General features: G+C 62.6%; 15 protein-coding genes. 6 read left to right on the plus strand and 9 right to left on the minus strand.

The features are described from left to right. Window positions 1-20 precede the first annotated feature (20 nt). The gene (locus QMK55_RS01420; protein ID WP_102359056.1) at window positions 21-827 is read left to right on the plus strand and encodes a DJ-1/PfpI family protein; all 807 of its coding nucleotides are present in this window, start codon (window positions 21-23) and stop codon (window positions 825-827) included. Here the strand turns inward: QMK55_RS01420 and QMK55_RS01425 are convergent. The 3 genes from QMK55_RS01425 to QMK55_RS01435 form a co-directional block, all read right to left on the minus strand. Continuing rightward, entirely contained in the window at window positions 778-1,365 is a 588-nt protein-coding gene (locus QMK55_RS01425; protein WP_102359055.1) for a LysE family translocator, read from the minus strand. The two genes, QMK55_RS01420 and QMK55_RS01425, sit on opposite strands and share 50 nt — an antisense overlap. A 130-nt stretch (window positions 1,366-1,495) precedes the next feature. Continuing rightward, complete coding sequence (locus QMK55_RS01430) at window positions 1,496-3,742, minus strand: ATP-binding protein (RefSeq protein ID WP_320328500.1); 2,247 nt, start codon at window positions 3,740-3,742, stop codon at window positions 1,496-1,498. Continuing rightward, window positions 3,739-4,353, minus strand: a complete 615-nt coding sequence (locus QMK55_RS01435) for a biliverdin-producing heme oxygenase (protein WP_102359053.1) — start codon at window positions 4,351-4,353, stop codon at window positions 3,739-3,741. The genes QMK55_RS01430 and QMK55_RS01435 overlap by 4 nt, the downstream gene beginning before the upstream one ends. A gap of 276 nt (window positions 4,354-4,629) precedes the next feature. On the opposite strand from QMK55_RS01435, the gene QMK55_RS01440 reads away from it, so the two are divergent. After that, entirely contained in the window at window positions 4,630-5,250 is a 621-nt protein-coding gene (locus QMK55_RS01440; protein ID WP_320328501.1) for a LysE family translocator, read from the plus strand. Here the strand turns inward: QMK55_RS01440 and QMK55_RS01445 are convergent. Further along, entirely contained in the window at window positions 5,247-5,660 is a 414-nt protein-coding gene (locus tag QMK55_RS01445) for a VOC family protein (protein ID WP_102359051.1), read from the minus strand. The two genes, QMK55_RS01440 and QMK55_RS01445, sit on opposite strands and share 4 nt — an antisense overlap. Before the next feature lie 108 nt (window positions 5,661-5,768). Between QMK55_RS01445 and QMK55_RS01450 the strand changes: the two genes are divergently transcribed. The 3 genes from QMK55_RS01450 to QMK55_RS01460 are packed head-to-tail and all read left to right on the plus strand — an operon-like array spanning window position 5,769 to window position 8,311. Beyond that, a complete protein-coding gene (locus QMK55_RS01450; RefSeq protein WP_102359050.1) occupies window positions 5,769-6,851 on the plus strand; it encodes a bifunctional transcriptional activator/DNA repair enzyme AdaA in 1,083 nt (360 codons plus the stop codon). A gap of 30 nt (window positions 6,852-6,881) precedes the next feature. Continuing rightward, entirely contained in the window at window positions 6,882-7,679 is a 798-nt protein-coding gene (locus tag QMK55_RS01455; protein ID WP_320328502.1) for an isocitrate lyase/phosphoenolpyruvate mutase family protein, read from the plus strand. Between the two features lie 2 nt (window positions 7,680-7,681). After that, a complete protein-coding gene (locus tag QMK55_RS01460; RefSeq protein ID WP_320328503.1) occupies window positions 7,682-8,311 on the plus strand; it encodes a DNA-3-methyladenine glycosylase in 630 nt (209 codons plus the stop codon). Window positions 8,312-8,669: 358 nt separating this feature from the next. Here the strand turns inward: QMK55_RS01460 and QMK55_RS01465 are convergent, their stop codons facing one another. The 3 genes from QMK55_RS01465 to QMK55_RS01475 all read right to left on the minus strand — a co-directional run bounded on the left by QMK55_RS01465 (window position 8,670) and on the right by QMK55_RS01475 (window position 11,875). Continuing rightward, window positions 8,670-9,767 carry an extracellular solute-binding protein gene (locus tag QMK55_RS01465; RefSeq protein WP_320328504.1) on the minus strand — a complete coding sequence of 366 codons (1,098 nt, stop codon included), beginning with the start codon at window positions 9,765-9,767 and terminating at the stop codon, window positions 8,670-8,672. Between the two features lie 2 nt (window positions 9,768-9,769). Then, window positions 9,770-10,891, minus strand: coding sequence for an agmatine deiminase (gene aguA, locus QMK55_RS01470; RefSeq protein ID WP_320328505.1), 1,122 nt, complete (start codon window positions 10,889-10,891; stop codon window positions 9,770-9,772). Window positions 10,892-10,990: 99 nt separating this feature from the next. Beyond that, a complete protein-coding gene (locus QMK55_RS01475) occupies window positions 10,991-11,875 on the minus strand; it encodes a LysR substrate-binding domain-containing protein (RefSeq protein WP_320328506.1) in 885 nt (294 codons plus the stop codon). A gap of 583 nt (window positions 11,876-12,458) precedes the next feature. On the opposite strand from QMK55_RS01475, the gene QMK55_RS01480 reads away from it, so the two are divergent. Beyond that, on the plus strand, window positions 12,459-12,947 hold the full coding sequence (locus QMK55_RS01480; protein ID WP_320328507.1) for a GFA family protein: 489 nt from the start codon (window positions 12,459-12,461) through the stop codon (window positions 12,945-12,947). Between the two features lie 119 nt (window positions 12,948-13,066). Here the strand turns inward: QMK55_RS01480 and QMK55_RS01485 are convergent, their stop codons facing one another. Next, the gene (locus QMK55_RS01485; protein WP_320328508.1) at window positions 13,067-14,353 is read right to left on the minus strand and encodes an ATP-binding protein; all 1,287 of its coding nucleotides are present in this window, start codon (window positions 14,351-14,353) and stop codon (window positions 13,067-13,069) included. Further along, window positions 14,354-15,061 carry a response regulator gene (locus QMK55_RS01490; RefSeq protein WP_102357160.1) on the minus strand — a complete coding sequence of 236 codons (708 nt, stop codon included), beginning with the start codon at window positions 15,059-15,061 and terminating at the stop codon, window positions 14,354-14,356. Between the last annotated feature and the right edge of the window lie 4 nt (window positions 15,062-15,065).

The raw sequence follows: 15,065 nt of genomic DNA on the forward strand, positions 1-15,065 counted from the left end.
GGCCCGGGAGTTTGCCCTGGATGATCCTGATTCTTTTGCCGTGCGCCGATTACGACCCGACCGAAAGCAGCGTGCCGTGGCAGGCACTGCGCGATGCGGGCATCGAGGCACGGTTCGCTACGCCGCAAGGCCTGGCTGCCTACGCCGACCCACGGCTGGTGAGCACCGGGTTCGGACCACTGAACCCGATGCTGATGACGCGCAGAGCCGATCTGCACAGTTACGCGCAGATGATCGATAGCCCGGCGTTCCTTCAGCCGCTGGCGTATGCCGATGTCGATCCTGCTCAGTTCGACGGGTTATTGATCCCCGGTGGTCATGCCAAAGGCATGCGCAGCCTGCTGGAGTCCGCGCAGGCCCGAGACATCGCTCTGCACTTTTTCAACGCACAAAAACCCGTGGCGGCGGTGTGTCATGGCGTGCTGCTGCTGGCGCGCACCCTCGACCCCGACACCGGACGCTCGGTGTTGTTCGGGCGCAAGGTCACTGCATTGCTGGCGGCCACCATGGAATTGCCGGCATGGCTGATGACGGCGGCCTGGCTGGGTCGCTACTACCGCACCTACAAGCAGACCGTGGAAGCGGAAGTAACCGCCGCGCTGTCGAACACGTCCGATTTTGTCCGCGGCCCGCGCATTGCCAAACGCGACAGTGCGCAGGCGCCGCAAACCGGTTTTGTGGTGCGCGACGGACAACTGCTCACGGCTCGATGGCCCGGTGATTGTCACCGCTTCGCCGCAGAATGGGTGACCATGCTGCAAGGTAGATACCCAAGGTTCAAGGCAGCAGCAGATACCCTGCACTCACCGCCAGCAGCAATGCCATGAGCCGATTGAACAGACGCATTCCCGCCGGATTGCCCAGGTAGCCACGTAAAAACGTCCCGGCATACACCCAGCAACCCACCGACAGATAGCAGATCACCAGATACACCGCGGCAAACTGCCAGACCAGCCGCGCCTCGCCATCGGCCACAAACGCGCCCATCCCCGCCACGCAGGCCAGCCAGGCTTTCGGGTTGAGCCATTGCATCACGGCGCCGTACAGCATCGACGGCGCACGCCTCGCCTCCCCGGCATTCAACTGGCCGTTATCACTCGCCAGTTTCCAGGCCATGAACAACAGAAACGCCACGCCGGCCAACTGCACCACCCGGGTCAGGGACGGCCACAGTTTCAGGACTTCATGCAGCCCAAGCCCCATCAGCACCAACAACAGCACAAAACCCAGTGTGGCCCCCGCCACATGCCGCTGGCTGGCCCGGAAGCCAAACTGCGCCCCGGAGCTCAACGCCACGATATTCACCGGGCCCGGAGTTATTGAGGCCACCAACGCAAACGCCGCCATCGACACAATCAGACTCATCACGCACCTGCTTCAACTCGGGGAACAAGGTGCCAACGGTAGCCAGTACCTCGCTCCCGTGTATTGAACAAAATTGCCCACCCCGGCCGGCGTTCACCTGGCGGGCTGTCATGGTCATGATCCGCGCCTGTCAGTCGCTCCCGACCCTCACCGGCACGGTAAACCGAAACTCGGTGCCCTGCCCCGGCTCGCTGCTGGCCTCGATCCGCCCGCCATGGGCTTCAACAATCCCCTGTGTGATGTACAAGCCCAGTCCGGTCCCGGTGGGATTGCCCTCCTTCACCGTCCAGTAACGATCGAACACACGCGCCAGGTTTTCCTGGGGAATGCCTTCGCCGGTATCGCGCACGGTAAACACGATATCTTTGCCATCAGACTTCGCCCGCACGCCCACCGAGCCCATGCGCGGGGTGAACTTGATGGCGTTGCCGATCAGGTTCGACAGCACCTGAAACAGACGCTCCGGGTCGGCATGGATTTTCAGCTCGGGATCAGCTTCGAACGAGATACTGATGTCCTTGTCCAGCGCCAGTGGCCCGAGCAGCGCCTGGGTCTCCTCGAACATCTGCCCGACATCCAGAGTCTGCGGCGCGATGCTGTAGCGCCCGGCGTCGATTTTAGAGGTGTCGAGCAAGTCTTCCAGCAGCGTGTTCATCCGTCCGGCCGCCTGCTGCATGGTGTCGATCGCCGTGGAGATGCGCCGCGAGGTGTGCGGCCCATCGGAGCTGAAGGCCTTGTGCAGCATGCCGCAAAGCATCGAGATCACGGTCATCGGGTTGCGCAGGTCATGCGAGACCACCGCCACCAGCTCATCACGCGCGCGCACCGCTTCTTGCTCGCGACGCACCTGACGGGCCAGGTCATTTTCCAGTGCCGAGCGGCGCAGATCGTTGGCGGCGAACAGATCGCCGTGAGTCCACTTGGTGGAGATCCCGGCCATCTCGACTTTCCAGATTTCGAACGAGGTGCGCGGGCGCAGACGCAGGCCTGCCTCGCAGTTTTCCAGGGCCAGGGGCTTCTTCGGATCGCCGCTCCAGTTGATGTTTTCTTTCACCTCGGGGCGGAACCACAGCACGCCGTTGTCCACCGGTTTGGGCAGACTCATGGCGAGCAAGCCGCTGGCCACTGGCTGAAACTGCGCGGCTGGCGGGTAGACGCTCGCCAGATGATGGCTGGCGAACACCGGCTCGCCGCCGTCCTGCAACCACTTGTGCAGGGCGCGGATTTCGTCCGGCTCTGGGCAATTGCCGTAACGGTGCAATTGTTTGTCTTCGATGATCGCGATGCCCCCGGCCCCGGTCAGCGCCATCAGCACTTGCGGCTGCTGCGCCAAGCCATCGAAGACGTTTTGCGGCGAATCGATCATTGCCTGATTGAGCAGCGCCAGCGCTTCGACTTTTTCTTCGCGCTGACGGCTGATTTCCAGCGATTCCATGGCGCTGATCTGCAGCGACAGCACCTGGCCGATGGTCTGGCAAGCGCTACGCAGTTCATGCGGCACGTGCAGCGGCTGGCGGTTGCCGCAACTGATCAGGCCCCACAGCTTGTCGCCCTTGAGCAAGGAAATGCTCATCGACGACAGCACGCCCATGTTCTTCATGTACTGGCAGTGAATCGGCGAGACGCTGCGCAGCGTCGCGAAGCTCAGGTCCAGCGCGGTCTGGGTATCGGGGCGCAGCTTGGGCACCAGCGGCACCGGCTGATAATCGGCGTTGGGGATGATCCGTAACCAGTTGGTGCGGTACAGCTCACGCGCCTGTTCGGGGATGTCCGAGGCCGGGAAAAACAAACCGTTGAACACTTCCATCGACGGATCGGACGCCTCGGCAATCACCTGGCCGTGGCCCTCCTCTTCGAATCGGTAGATCAACACCCGGTCGTAACCGGTCATCGCCTGGATTTCCTTGACGCTGATGTCGTACAGCGCCTGCAGCGTGGTGGCCGCTTGCAGACGCTGGAGCATGCGCCCCAGATGGGTCTGATTGCCGGCGACGTTGCGCGGCTGGAAGTGCTCGACGTGGATTTCCAGCTCCAGAATCAATACGCCCTGATGGCGATGCAACAGGCCTTCGAACGCGGTGTCGTTGAGGTGAAAATGCAGCGGCCCCGCGTCGGAAAACGACGGCTGCAGCAAGGCCTCGCGCACCGCATCGGCGTGCGGTTCGCCAAGCAGACTGTGCAGCGGCTGGCCGATCAGCTCTTGCGCCGGACGGGCCAGCAGGGTCTCGACGTTGGCGCTGATCTGCATGATCTCCAGCGCAGGCTCGCTGAGCGTCAGCAACAGGCCATGGGGCTGGATCGCCCCGGGAAAGCGGATCGGTTCGTCGGCGCAGTTGGCCAGCAGTTCTTCAAACGCGTCCTGGTCTTGCGGGGTCATGCCAGTACCTCCCGGCGTTCGAGCCAACGCTCGAAACAGCTGAATGTGGTTTGGGCCGCCGCAACAACGGCTGCGCGCTCGTCGACGTCCATTGGGCGCGCGCCCAGGTATTCGATGAAGTCGCGCCAGCGACGGCCAGTCGTGGCGCCGTAGACATCGAGGAATGCCGCGCCGTTTTCCGCGTACAGGCTCAAGCGCGTGGCGATTTCGCGGCGCAGGATCTGCCCGCCCAGCGTCGCGCCTTCGAGCACGTACAACACGCCCAGGCATGCAGCGCTTGTATCGATGACCGGCAATTGGCGACAGATCGGCAAGTGCTCCAGCCCCTCGGGCGATTCGCCCAGCGCGTGCAGATCACGCTGCAGGATTGGCGTCTTGAGGCGCGGGGCAATATCGAAATCGGCGGGAACGCAGGCGCTGGCGAGCAGTGCGGACTCCAGTGGCCGGTAAAACCCGTAATAGGCTTGCATCAGCCGCCGGAAGGCGTTGGTATCGAGTTGTTCGGAGAAAAAGGGAAGGCGTTTTTCCAGTGCGATGTGCAGTTCGGCAGTGCCGGCTCGCAGATCTTGCAGCACCGTTGGCACATAGATTTCACGGGCCTTTGCTTGCATGTAGATCGCTCTAGGTGGGGCCGCTTCGGGGCCGGCGGGGTGTTTGCAACGTCGACGAATAGTACACGGCGAACGCATTTTCTGACTGGGCGCACAGGTTTTTTTCTGAATAAACCATCGCCTTGTGACTTTTCAGAGTTCCGGCAAATCGGAAAAGTTCGACGCAATCAAAAGAGGGCTGTCGATGCTGTACCGCGAGAGCACCGCGTGACTGTACGGGTCGCGCCGCCCGGGGGCTGTGATAAAAATGCGCATCCACGTTTCTGGAGTGCCGCCATGGACCTCGCTACGCTCACGTTGTTTCTCCCGGCCTGTTTCGCCCTGAACATGGCCCCCGGGCCGAACAACCTGCTGTCGGTGAGCAACGCCACCCGTTATGGCTATCGCCGTGCCTGTGCGGCCGGTATCGGGCGAATTCTGGCGTTCGCCGGGATGATCGCCCTCGCCGGCGCGGGGCTGTCGGTGGTACTGCAAACCTCGGAATGGCTGTTCCACGCGATCAAGATCATCGGCGCGGCGTACCTGCTGTACCTGGCGTGGCAACTGTGGCGGGCCAATCCCGACGCCGAGCAGCAGGTAACGGGCGCCTCGGTTGGCTTTTTCCGCCTGGCGCGCCAGGAGTTTCTGGTGGCGGCGGGCAACCCGAAAGCTATCCTGCTGTTCACCGCATTCCTGCCGCAGTTCGTCGACCCGAGCCGCCCGGTGCCGGCGCAATTCGCCGTGCTCGGCGCGCTGTTCCTGCTGCTGGAATGGATCGCCATCGGCGCCTACGCCTGGATGGGCCTGCACATGCGCCGCTGGTTCGCCGAGCCGCGCGGTAAACGCATCTTCAACCGTTGCTGCGCGGGGCTGCTGTCGGCGGCGGCTTCGGTGCTGTTGATAGCGAAACGGGCTTAAGCCTCGGACGGGCCTTTGAGTTCGACCTGATTGCCGTCCGGGTCGAAGCAGTACAGCGACAGGCCGTAGCCCTCGGCGCCGAAGCGTCTGGCGGCTTTTTCGACGGTCAGGCCGTGCGCCTGCAAGTGTTCGGTCAGCGCTGGCTCATCGAACGGCTCGATGCGCAGGCAGAAGTGATCGACGTTGCGCCGCTCGGCACCGGCCGCCCCGCCGCCCTTGCGCCCGAGTTCCCCCTGCAAGTCGACAAGGTCGATCATCGAACTGCCGGCGCGCAGGTGCACCAGTCCCATTTTCTCGTTGTGCCGGACCACTTCGGCACCGAAGACCTGGCCGTAAAAATCGATACTGCGTTGCAGATCCGCAACGCGCAGCACGATATGGTCGATGCGTTGGATGATGAACGGTTGCATGGGTTTGCTTCCTCAAATCAGCGACCCGCTGATTGTGGTGCAGAATCGAAAAAATTCACTGTCGATTTTTCGGTGGAGCCATCGAAATCCTGGATTTAAGCTCTGACCATGAACATACAAACCACACTGCTGCCGCCCCACGCCGAGATGGTTCGCGCCATGCTCGAACGCGACACCGCCTACGAGGGGGTGTTCTTCACGGCCGTGAAAACCACCGGAATCTTCTGCCGCCCCAGTTGCACGGCGCGCAAACCGAAACCGGAAAACGTCGAATTCTTCGCCCATGCCGATGAGTGCCTGTCAGCCGGTTATCGCGCTTGCCTGCGCTGCAAGCCGCTGGACGCTGCGGCCATCGCCCCCGATTGGGTTCAGCGCCTGCTCAGCGCCGTCGACGCCGACCCGGAGCTGCGCTGGAGCGACGCCCAGTTGCTGGCCGAAGGCATTGAGCCGCTGAAGCTGCGACGCTGGTTCAAACAGCATTTCGGCATGACTTTCCACGCCTGGCTGCGCACCCGTCGGCTCGGCATGGCACTGGGCGGGATCCGCCAAGGCACTTCGATTGACCATGCGGCGTTTGATTCCGGCTACGAGTCGCTCAGTGGCTTTCGCGATGCGTTCCAGAAGTCGTTCCACATCACCCCGGGCCGCGCGGCCAACAGTGAACCGCTGCTGTTCACCCGCCTGACCACGCCGTTGGGGCCGATGATCGCCATGGCCGAACGCCGTGGGCTGGTGTTGCTGGAGTTTCTCGATCGCCCGGCGCTGACCCGCGAGGTCGAAGAGTTGCAAACCCGCCACGGCTACGTGGTCGCGCCGGGGCACAACACGCATCTACAGCAGATCGAGCAGCAACTGAACGAATATTTTGCCGGCGCGCGCAACGTGTTCAGTGTGCCGCTGCACCTGCCCGGCAGCGAGTTCGCCCGACAAGTCTGGCGCGAACTGCTGAACATTCCCTATGGCCACACCAGCACCTACGGCACCATCGCCGCACGTTTGGGCAAACCCGGCGCCAGTCGTGCGGTGGGCCTGGCCAACGGGCACAATCGGCTGGCGATCGTGGTGCCATGCCATCGGGTGATCGGTGCGGATGGTTCGCTGACCGGCTATGGTGGTGGGCAGCCGCGCAAGGCGTTTCTGCTGAGGCTGGAAAACGCCGCCGTGCAACTCACGCAACCACTGGCTTTCTGACGACGGCACAACCTACGAGAAGGGATTTCGATGAGCACGCTCGACACACAGTTTCACCAGTTACACCAGGATGGCCTGCTGATCCTGACCAACGTCGCCGATGCCACGGGTGCGCGACTGGTCGAACAGGCCGGCGGCAAAGCCGTTGCCACCAGCAGCGCGGCGGTGGCCTGGGCGCACGGTTATCCGGATGGCAACACCCTGCCCCTCGAACGCCTGATTGCCACCGTGGAATCCATCGCGCGAGTGATCAAGGTGCCGCTGAGCGTGGACATCGAAGCCGGTTACTCCGATGACCTCGGGCGTGTGGCCGAGGTCATCGACGCGGTGCTGGCCGCCGGTGCGGTCGGGATCAATATCGAGGACGGCAGCGGCGCCCCGGAGCTGTTGGCGCGCAAGATCGAAGTGGCACGGCAGGTCGCCCACAAGCGTGATGTGAAGCTGTTCATCAACGCCCGCACCGACGTTTACCTCAAGAGCCTGGTGCCGGCGGAGGACCGCGTCGCCGAAACCCTGCGCCGCTCAGCGCTGTACCAGGCCGCCGGGGCCGATGGTTTGTTCGCGGCCGGCGTCACGGCGGCCTATGAAATCGAGGCGATCTGCAAAGGCACATCGCTGCCGGTCAACGTCCTCGGGTTCGCCTGCCTGCCCTCGCCGACCGAGCTGCAAGCCCTGGGCGTGCGCCGCCTGAGCGCCGGGTCCGGCATCGCCGAATTCCTCTATGGTGCGATGGGCGCGCTGGTGAAAAGCTTCCTCGCCAGCGGCAAGCTCGACACCCCTGACCTCAAAGCGCTCAGCTACAGCGAAATCAACGGTCTGCTGAAATAAGCATGGCCGAGTCTTATCAAGCGGCCAGCGAACATCTGGCCGCACTCGACGAAGACTGGCAGCGACACATCAGCGCCATCGGCCCCTGCCTGCATCAACCGCACCCGGCGCGTGATCCTTACGAATCACTGGTGCGGGCGATTGCCTATCAGCAATTGCACGCCAAGGCCGGGGACGCGATTGTCGGGCGCCTGATCGCGTTGTTTCCGGGGCAGACCTTTCCCCGGCCTGAACAGATTCTCGCGACGAGCTTCGAACAATTGCGCGGCTGCGGGTTTTCTGCGGGCAAGATTGCGACGATTCAGGGCATCGCCCAGGCGACCCTGGACGGCGTGGTGCCGGATTACCCCACGGCGCTGGCGATGGACGACGAGGCGTTGATCGAACGTCTGGTCAGCCTGCGCGGAGTTGGCCGCTGGACTGTGGAAATGCTGCTGATTTACAGCCTGGAGCGCATGGATATCCTGCCGGCGGACGACTTCGGCGTGCGCGAGGGTTATCGGCGATTGAAGGAGCTGGACGTGCAGCCAACGCGCAAGCAGATGATCGACATCGGCTTGGCGTGGAGTCCTTATCGGACGGTGGCGGCGTGGTATTTGTGGCGTGTGGCAAAACCGTTGCCCTCACCCTAGCCCTCTCCCGGAGGGAGAGGGAACTGATTGGGGAAGATTGGAGATTGCCGCCGACTTGAAATAGCGCCAGTGAATCCATAGTCGCCAAGACTTTGGTCAATCCATGGCCGACCCGGTTTTGCAGGTCGACGCATAACCCAAGACAACTCGGTCGGCCCCCTCTCCCTCCGGAGGGAGAGGGAACTGATTGGGGAAGATTGGAGATTGCCGCCGACTTGAAATAGCGCCGGTGAATCCATAGTCGCCAAGACTTTGGTCAATCCATGGCCGACCCGGTTTTGCAGGTCGACGCATAACCCAAGACAACTCGGTCGGCCCCCTCTCCCTCCGGGAGAGGGCTGGGGTGAGGGTTGGCTTTTCACAGACCTGACTTCAACTTGCTGAACGCCCGAATCAAAGCCCGATTGAACGCCTTGCCATTGTCATTCTTGCTGTACAGCGAAGCCCGCACCGCCTCTGACGGGTACGTCCCCGGATCATTGCGGATCGACGCATCCACCAAGCCGTCAGCCGCCGTGATCGCGTTGGCGTAGTGGATGGTGTCGGTGATCGGCGCGATCACCTCCGGGGTCATCAGGTAATCCATCAACGCCAGCCCGGCCTGCGGATGCGGTGCATCCTTGGGAATGACCATGGCATCAAACCAGATCAGCGTGCCCTCTTTCGGGATGCGATAACTGAGCTTGAACGGCTTGTTCGCCGCCTGCGCCTGCCCTGCCGCAATCGCCACGTTGCCGTTCCACGACATCGCCACACAGGTGTTGCCATTGGCCAGGTCGCTGATGTTCAGGTCATTGTCGAAGTAGCGAATGTACGGGCGGATCTTCGCCAGTTGCTGCTCGGCGAGTTTCAGGTCGTCGAGGTTCTGCCGGTTGATGTCCAGGCCCATGTATTTCATGACCGCCGCGAATACTTCGTTCGGATCGTTGAGCAGACTCACCCCGCAATCAGCGAATTTCGACACCACCGCCGGATCGAACAGCATCGCCCAGCTGTCGGTCGGCGCATTCGGCAGACGCTGCTTGATCGCCTCCTCCTGATAGCCGACACCGGTGGTGCCCCAGGCATAGATCCCGGCGTAACGGTTGCCCGGATCGAACACCGCCATGTGCTGACGAAACTCCTCGCCAACCCCGGCAAAGTGCGGCACCCGTGCCTTGTCCAGTGGCTGGATCGCACCGCTTTCAATGGCCCGCGACAGATGCTGGCCGGCGGTCAGCACCAGGTCATAACCACTGCGCCCGGTGAGCAGTTTGGTCTCCACGGTTTCCAGCGAATCGAAGTGATCGGAAACCACGTGAATGCCGGTTTTCGCTTCGAAATTCTTCAGCGTATCCGGGGCCAGGTACTCGCCCCAGATGTACAGGTTGACCACCGGTTTGGCAGTGTCGGCGGCCTGCACACACAGGGGTGCAAGCACCAGCAATAACGCTTGAGTCAGTTTGTGCAGGCCCATCATCACACCCCCTTCTTGTATGGCGTGCCGGCGTACTGCGGCATGGTGATACACGCGACGTTGCCGCCACCAAGGAGGATTTCCCGGGAGTTATCAATGCCGACGATCTTGTGCTGCGGGAACAGCTCGGCGAGGGTCGCCAGTGCCACCTGATCGTTGCGATCACCGAACAGCGGCACCACGATCGAGCTGTTGCCGGCGTAGTAGTTGATGTACGACGCGCAGATTTTGGTGCCGGCCTGACGGGTGTGGGTGCTGTCCTGCTGATCGAGGCCTTCGGCTTCTTCGGCGGTCCACTCCAGCACGTCCGGTTGCGGCAGCTTGTGCACGATCAACTCGCGGCCGCGACTGTCACGGGTGCTGCGCAGAATGTCGTAGGCCTCCTGATAGATTTCCCACTGCGGGTCGTCGCGGTTGTCGGTCCATTGCAGCACCACTTCGCCGGGGCGCACGAAGCACGCGAGGTCATCGACGTGGCCGTCGGTTTCATCGAACTTGCAGCCCCGTGGCAGCCAGATCACCTGCTCGGCGCCGAGGTAATCGGTCAGGCGTCGGGTGACTTCGTCCTTGCCCAGATGCTGATTGCGATTGCGGTTGAGCAGGCATTGTTCGGTGGTGAGAATGCTGCCCTGGCCGTCGCTCTGGATGCCGCCCAGTTCGGCAATCAGCGGTGCGCGGTAACGGTCGAAACGTTCGATTTCGAGGATCTTGCTGGCGATCTGATCGTCCTTGTCCCACGGGTAATACAAGCCACCGTCGAGACCACCGTAAGCGTTGAACTCGAAATCGACGCCGCGCACTTCGCCGCGTTCATCGTTGACCACGAAGCACGGGCCGCTGTCGCGGAACCAGGTGTCGTTGCAGGTCATCTCGACCACGCGCACTTGCGGCGGCAACTGGCGGCGGGCGGTGGCGAATTGCGCGGCGGAGGCGCAGACGGTGACCGGTTCGCTGTGGGAAATGGCGGTGACGATCTGCACCCAGACTTTCTGTGCCGGTTTCGCGCCGTTGCGCCACACGTCGGTGCGCTCCGGCCAGCCGAGCCAGCAGCCGGACTTGCGTTCGAATTCGCCGGGCAGACGGAAACCGTCGTGTTTGGGGGTGGAGTCGAGCAAACGTGCCATGGTCAAACCTCGTCTTGGGGTTGGGAATGACCACAGGCTACGGTCGCGGACGGCTAGCCCGCCAACGATGATTATTGCGGAACCGTTGAATTCAATTCATCAATCGGTCAGCTGATCGTTGAACCATTCGAGCATCTGCGCCACCGCCGGACGCTCCAGGCGCAGCCGTTCGCAAACCAGCGCGTACTGGCCGAGCGCGGTCATGCTGGAGGTGAACGGTCGCACCAGTCGCCCGCTCTGCAAGTCCTCCTGCGCGGTCAGGTTGTCGCCCATCGCCACACCCTGCCCTTGCGCCGCCGCCTCCAGCGCCAGCCCGGCGTGGGCGAAATACAACTGGCGCTGCGGGCGCAGATCGCCGGCGTGGCTGGTGAGCCATGCGGTCCAGGTCTTGCCGTCCTGGTCATCGTGCAGCAGGCAGTGGCGCGCGAGGTCCTTGGGGGCTTTCAGGTTGCCCTGGTTGAACAGCCCGGGGCTGCACACCGGGAAGAACTGCAGCGCCGGCAACGGCCGCACGAAGTAGGCGCTGCTGTCCACCGGGCCGGTGCCGTAGGTGATCGCCAGGTCGATGTCTTCACCGGGCGCGCTGGCGTCGATCGGCTGTTCGTAGAGATGCAGGGTGATGTGCGGATAACGCGCATAGAAATCGGTGAGGCGGTTCATCAGCCACTTTTGCGCCAGCTCTGCGGTGACCGCGAGGCGCAACAGCGCCAGCGAGGATGGATCGCGCAGTTCATCGCAGGCCTCGCCGATCAGTTCGAAGGCCTGCTGCAGGCTCTGCATCAGCCGTCCGGCGGCGATGGTCGGACGGATCTGCCGGCCTTCGCGGATGAACAGCGAGACACCCAGTTGTTCTTCGAGCTGACGGATCTGGTGGCTGACCGCGCTGTCGGTGACGCACAGCTCGGCGGCGGCCCGGCCGAAATGCGCGTGGCGGGCGGCGCATTCGAAAGTTCGCAGGGCGGCCAGTGAGGGGAGTTTTCGCATGGGGTGGGTGCCTTTTTTGTGGGACATGCTGACCGGGCTGGCGGTGGGCGTCCAGTGGCTGCGCGTTATCGTTCTTCGCGAGCAAGCCCGCTCCCACATTTTGAAATACGCTCTCCCGTGGGAGCGAGCCAGTTCGCGAAGGCGTCCAGTGGCACCGCGTTATCGTTCTTCGCGAGCAAGCCCGCTCCCACATTTTGAAATACGCTCCCCCGTGGGAGCGAGCCAGTTCGCGAAGGCGTCCAGTGGCACCGCGTTATCGTTCTTCGCGAGCAAGCCCGCTCCCACATTTTGAAATACGCTCTCCCGTGGGAGCGAGCCAGCTCGCGAAGGCGTCCCGTGGCACCGCGTTATCGTTCTTCGCGAGCAAGCCCGCTCCCACATTTTGAAATACGTTCCCCCTGTGGGAGCGAGCCAGTTCGCGAAGGCGTCCAGTGCGACCGCGTTATCGTTCATCGCGAGCAGGCTCACTCCTACAGGGGCATGCGTTCCCTTGTAGGAGCGAGCCTGCTCGCGAAGGCGTCAGCATGATCGCCACAAACCTTCTAGGCTGAACCGCACCACTTCAGCCCACCGGAGGCCCCTCATGCACCTCGAAGGCTCCTGCCACTGCGGCGCCGTCACCTTCAGCCTGACCAGCGCCCACCCCTACCCTTATCAACGCTGCTACTGCTCGATCTGCCGCAAGACCCAGGGCGGTGGTGGCTATGCGATCAACCTCGGCGGCGACTCGGCCAGCCTCAAGGTTCAGGGGCGCAAACACATCTCGATCTACCACGCGAAGATGAAGGACGAAGGCGACAAACGTGCACACCGCAGCACCGCCGAACGGCATTTCTGCTCACTGTGCGGCAGCGGTTTATGGCTGTTCAGCCCGCAATGGCCGGAGCTGATCCACCCCTTCGCCTCGGCCATCGACACGCCGTTGCCGGTGCCGCCGGAGCACACGCACTTGATGCTCGGTTCGAAGGCGCCGTGGGTTGAGGTGAACGCAAAGCCCGGAGACAAGCAGTTTGAGGTTTATCCCCAAGAGTCAATTGCGCAGTGGCATGAGCGGTTGGGGTTGGTTAAATGAGCAGGGGTTTGTGGTGTGATTGATGGCCTCTTCGCGAGCAGGCTCGCTCCCACATCTGGAATGCATTCAACCTGTGGGAACGAGCCTGCTCGCGAAGAAGCCGGGACTGGCAACGCAAATCAATCCAGATGCGCCCAAGTCATCCGAAACGACGCCCCACCCCAAACCGATTCCCCGACCTCAACCTGCCCGCCATGGGATTGCGACACTCGCCGCACCAGCGCCAGCCCCAAGCCAAAACCGCCCGTGCGCCGATCACGGCTGGCATCCAGCCGCGAGAACGGCTCGAAGATCTTCTCCCGACCGTCCACCGGCACACCCGGGCCGTCGTCGTTGACCCGCACCTCGTAATAATCGCCGCTGCGCACCAGCGTCACTTCAACGCGCTGTTCGGCATAACGAATGGCATTGCGCAGCAGATTGATCACCGCTCGTGCCATGAAACGCGGTTCGATGCGCACGGTGTCGATCCGACAATCACCGATCAGCAACTGCACCCCCGCCGCTTCCGCCTCCAGCGCGACGCTGCCGACCACGCTGTCGAGCCAGTTGGCAGCCTGGATGTTTTCGCGCTTGATCACCGTCGCGCCGCGTTCGAGGCTGGCGTAGGTCAGCAGTTCGGAGACCATTTCCTCCAGCTCGCCAAGGTCGGCGTACATGTCGGCGATCAGTTCGCGGTTCTGGCTGGCGTCCGGTTGCTGCTTGAGCTGATCGAGCTCGAACGACAGCCGCGCAATCGGCGTACGCAGTTCATGGGACACCGCGTTGGTCAGCTCACGCTGATTGGCGATCAGGCTCTCGATGCGCGCCGCCATCAGATTGAAGTGCTCGGCCAGGTCGCGGATGTTCGAGCGCTTGGACAGTTGAATGCGCACCGACAGGTCGTTATCGCCAAAACGCTCGGCGGCCAGGCGCAGTTTCTCCAGATCGCGCCAGTGTGGGCGCACCCAGAAAAACAGCACGATGCCGATCAGCACCGCGAGCATCGCGTAAGCCACCGCGATGTAGAACGGCATCAGGCTCGGTTCCGGCGGCAGCTTGATGCTGAGCAACTGCGAACCACCGTCGATGTTGCTGATGAACTCGGTGTAGTTGTCGCGAATCACCAGCAGATTCTGCGCCAGTTCGGACTTTTCCTCAGGGCTGAGGGCCAGTTGATCGGCTTCCACCAGCTTCAGCGACAAGCCGTAGTGCGGGCGCAACGCCTCCAGTTGTTGCTCGCGCGCCGCACCTTGTTGATCGCGCATGTGCTCGACCAGCGACCACGCCTGCCCGCGCACCGCTTCACGGTTGTAGGCCTGCATCTGATTGTCGAGCAACGCGTTGAAGGTGTGCTCGACGGTTTGCAGGGCCAATACCAGCCCCACCGTCATCACCAGAAACAGCCCGAGGAATAACCGCAGCATCTACAGCTCCCACGCGAACGGATTGAACAGATAGCCCTTGCCCCACACGGTCTTGATGCAGACTGGCTCACGGGGGTTGTCCTTGAGTTTGTTGCGCAACTTGCTGATATACACGTCGACGCTGCGATTGAGCCCGTCGAAGGCGATGCCGCGCATGCGGTTGAGGATGTCATCGCGCGACAGGGTCTTGCCGGCGGCGCTGGCCAGCAGCCACAGCAGTTCGAATTCCATGGTGGTCATTTCGATGATTTCGCCGGCCAGGCGTACTTCGCGACAGCTGCGATCGATGCTCAACCGGCCGAACTCCAGCGAGCTGACCACCCCGCTTTCCGGTACCTGGCGCCGCTGCAACGCGCGCAGCCGCGCCAGCAGCACCGGCGGTTTGATCGGTTTGATCACGTAGTCATCGGCGCCGGATTCCAGGCCGAGAATGTGGTCGAGGTCGTCTTCCTTGGCGGTGAGGATGACAATCGGCGTGTCCGACACGCTGCGGATTTCCCGGCACACGTGCAGCCCGCTCTGCCCTGGCAGCATCAGGTCGAGCACCACCACTTTGGGCTGGAACTCGAGAAACGCGGCTATCGCCAGATCACCGCGATGCACCGCGCGCACCTCGTAGCCATGCTGTTCGAGAAAGTGCGCAATCAGCGTGGCCAGACGCTCATCGTCCTCGACCACCAGGACCTTGCCAAAACCCAGGTTATCCATAACG

It is taken from the genome of Pseudomonas sp. P8_229, assembly GCF_034008635.1.
Lineage (GTDB): Bacteria > Pseudomonadota > Gammaproteobacteria > Pseudomonadales > Pseudomonadaceae > Aquipseudomonas.

Excerpts from the sequence above, each read along its gene's own strand:
- QMK55_RS01485 (WP_320328508.1), bottom strand. The coding sequence starts at position 14,353 with ATGCTGCGGTTATTCCTCGGGCTGTTTCTGGTGATGACGGTGGGGCTG.
- QMK55_RS01460 (WP_320328503.1), top strand. The coding sequence starts at position 7,682 with ATGGCCGAGTCTTATCAAGCGGCCAGCGAACATCTGGCCGCACTCGAC.
- QMK55_RS01435 (WP_102359053.1), bottom strand. The coding sequence starts at position 4,353 with ATGCAAGCAAAGGCCCGTGAAATCTATGTGCCAACGGTGCTGCAAGAT.
- QMK55_RS01490 (WP_102357160.1), bottom strand. The coding sequence starts at position 15,061 with ATGGATAACCTGGGTTTTGGCAAGGTCCTGGTGGTCGAGGACGATGAG.
- QMK55_RS01440 (WP_320328501.1), top strand. The coding sequence starts at position 4,630 with ATGGACCTCGCTACGCTCACGTTGTTTCTCCCGGCCTGTTTCGCCCTG.
- QMK55_RS01450 (WP_102359050.1), top strand. The coding sequence starts at position 5,769 with ATGAACATACAAACCACACTGCTGCCGCCCCACGCCGAGATGGTTCGC.
- QMK55_RS01465 (WP_320328504.1), bottom strand. The coding sequence starts at position 9,767 with ATGGGCCTGCACAAACTGACTCAAGCGTTATTGCTGGTGCTTGCACCC.
- QMK55_RS01480 (WP_320328507.1), top strand. The coding sequence starts at position 12,459 with ATGCACCTCGAAGGCTCCTGCCACTGCGGCGCCGTCACCTTCAGCCTG.
- aguA (WP_320328505.1), bottom strand. The coding sequence starts at position 10,891 with ATGGCACGTTTGCTCGACTCCACCCCCAAACACGACGGTTTCCGTCTG.
- QMK55_RS01420 (WP_102359056.1), top strand. The coding sequence starts at position 21 with ATGATCCTGATTCTTTTGCCGTGCGCCGATTACGACCCGACCGAAAGC.
- QMK55_RS01455 (WP_320328502.1), top strand. The coding sequence starts at position 6,882 with ATGAGCACGCTCGACACACAGTTTCACCAGTTACACCAGGATGGCCTG.
- QMK55_RS01425 (WP_102359055.1), bottom strand. The coding sequence starts at position 1,365 with ATGAGTCTGATTGTGTCGATGGCGGCGTTTGCGTTGGTGGCCTCAATA.
- QMK55_RS01445 (WP_102359051.1), bottom strand. The coding sequence starts at position 5,660 with ATGCAACCGTTCATCATCCAACGCATCGACCATATCGTGCTGCGCGTT.
- QMK55_RS01475 (WP_320328506.1), bottom strand. The coding sequence starts at position 11,875 with ATGCGAAAACTCCCCTCACTGGCCGCCCTGCGAACTTTCGAATGCGCC.
- QMK55_RS01430 (WP_320328500.1), bottom strand. The coding sequence starts at position 3,742 with ATGACCCCGCAAGACCAGGACGCGTTTGAAGAACTGCTGGCCAACTGC.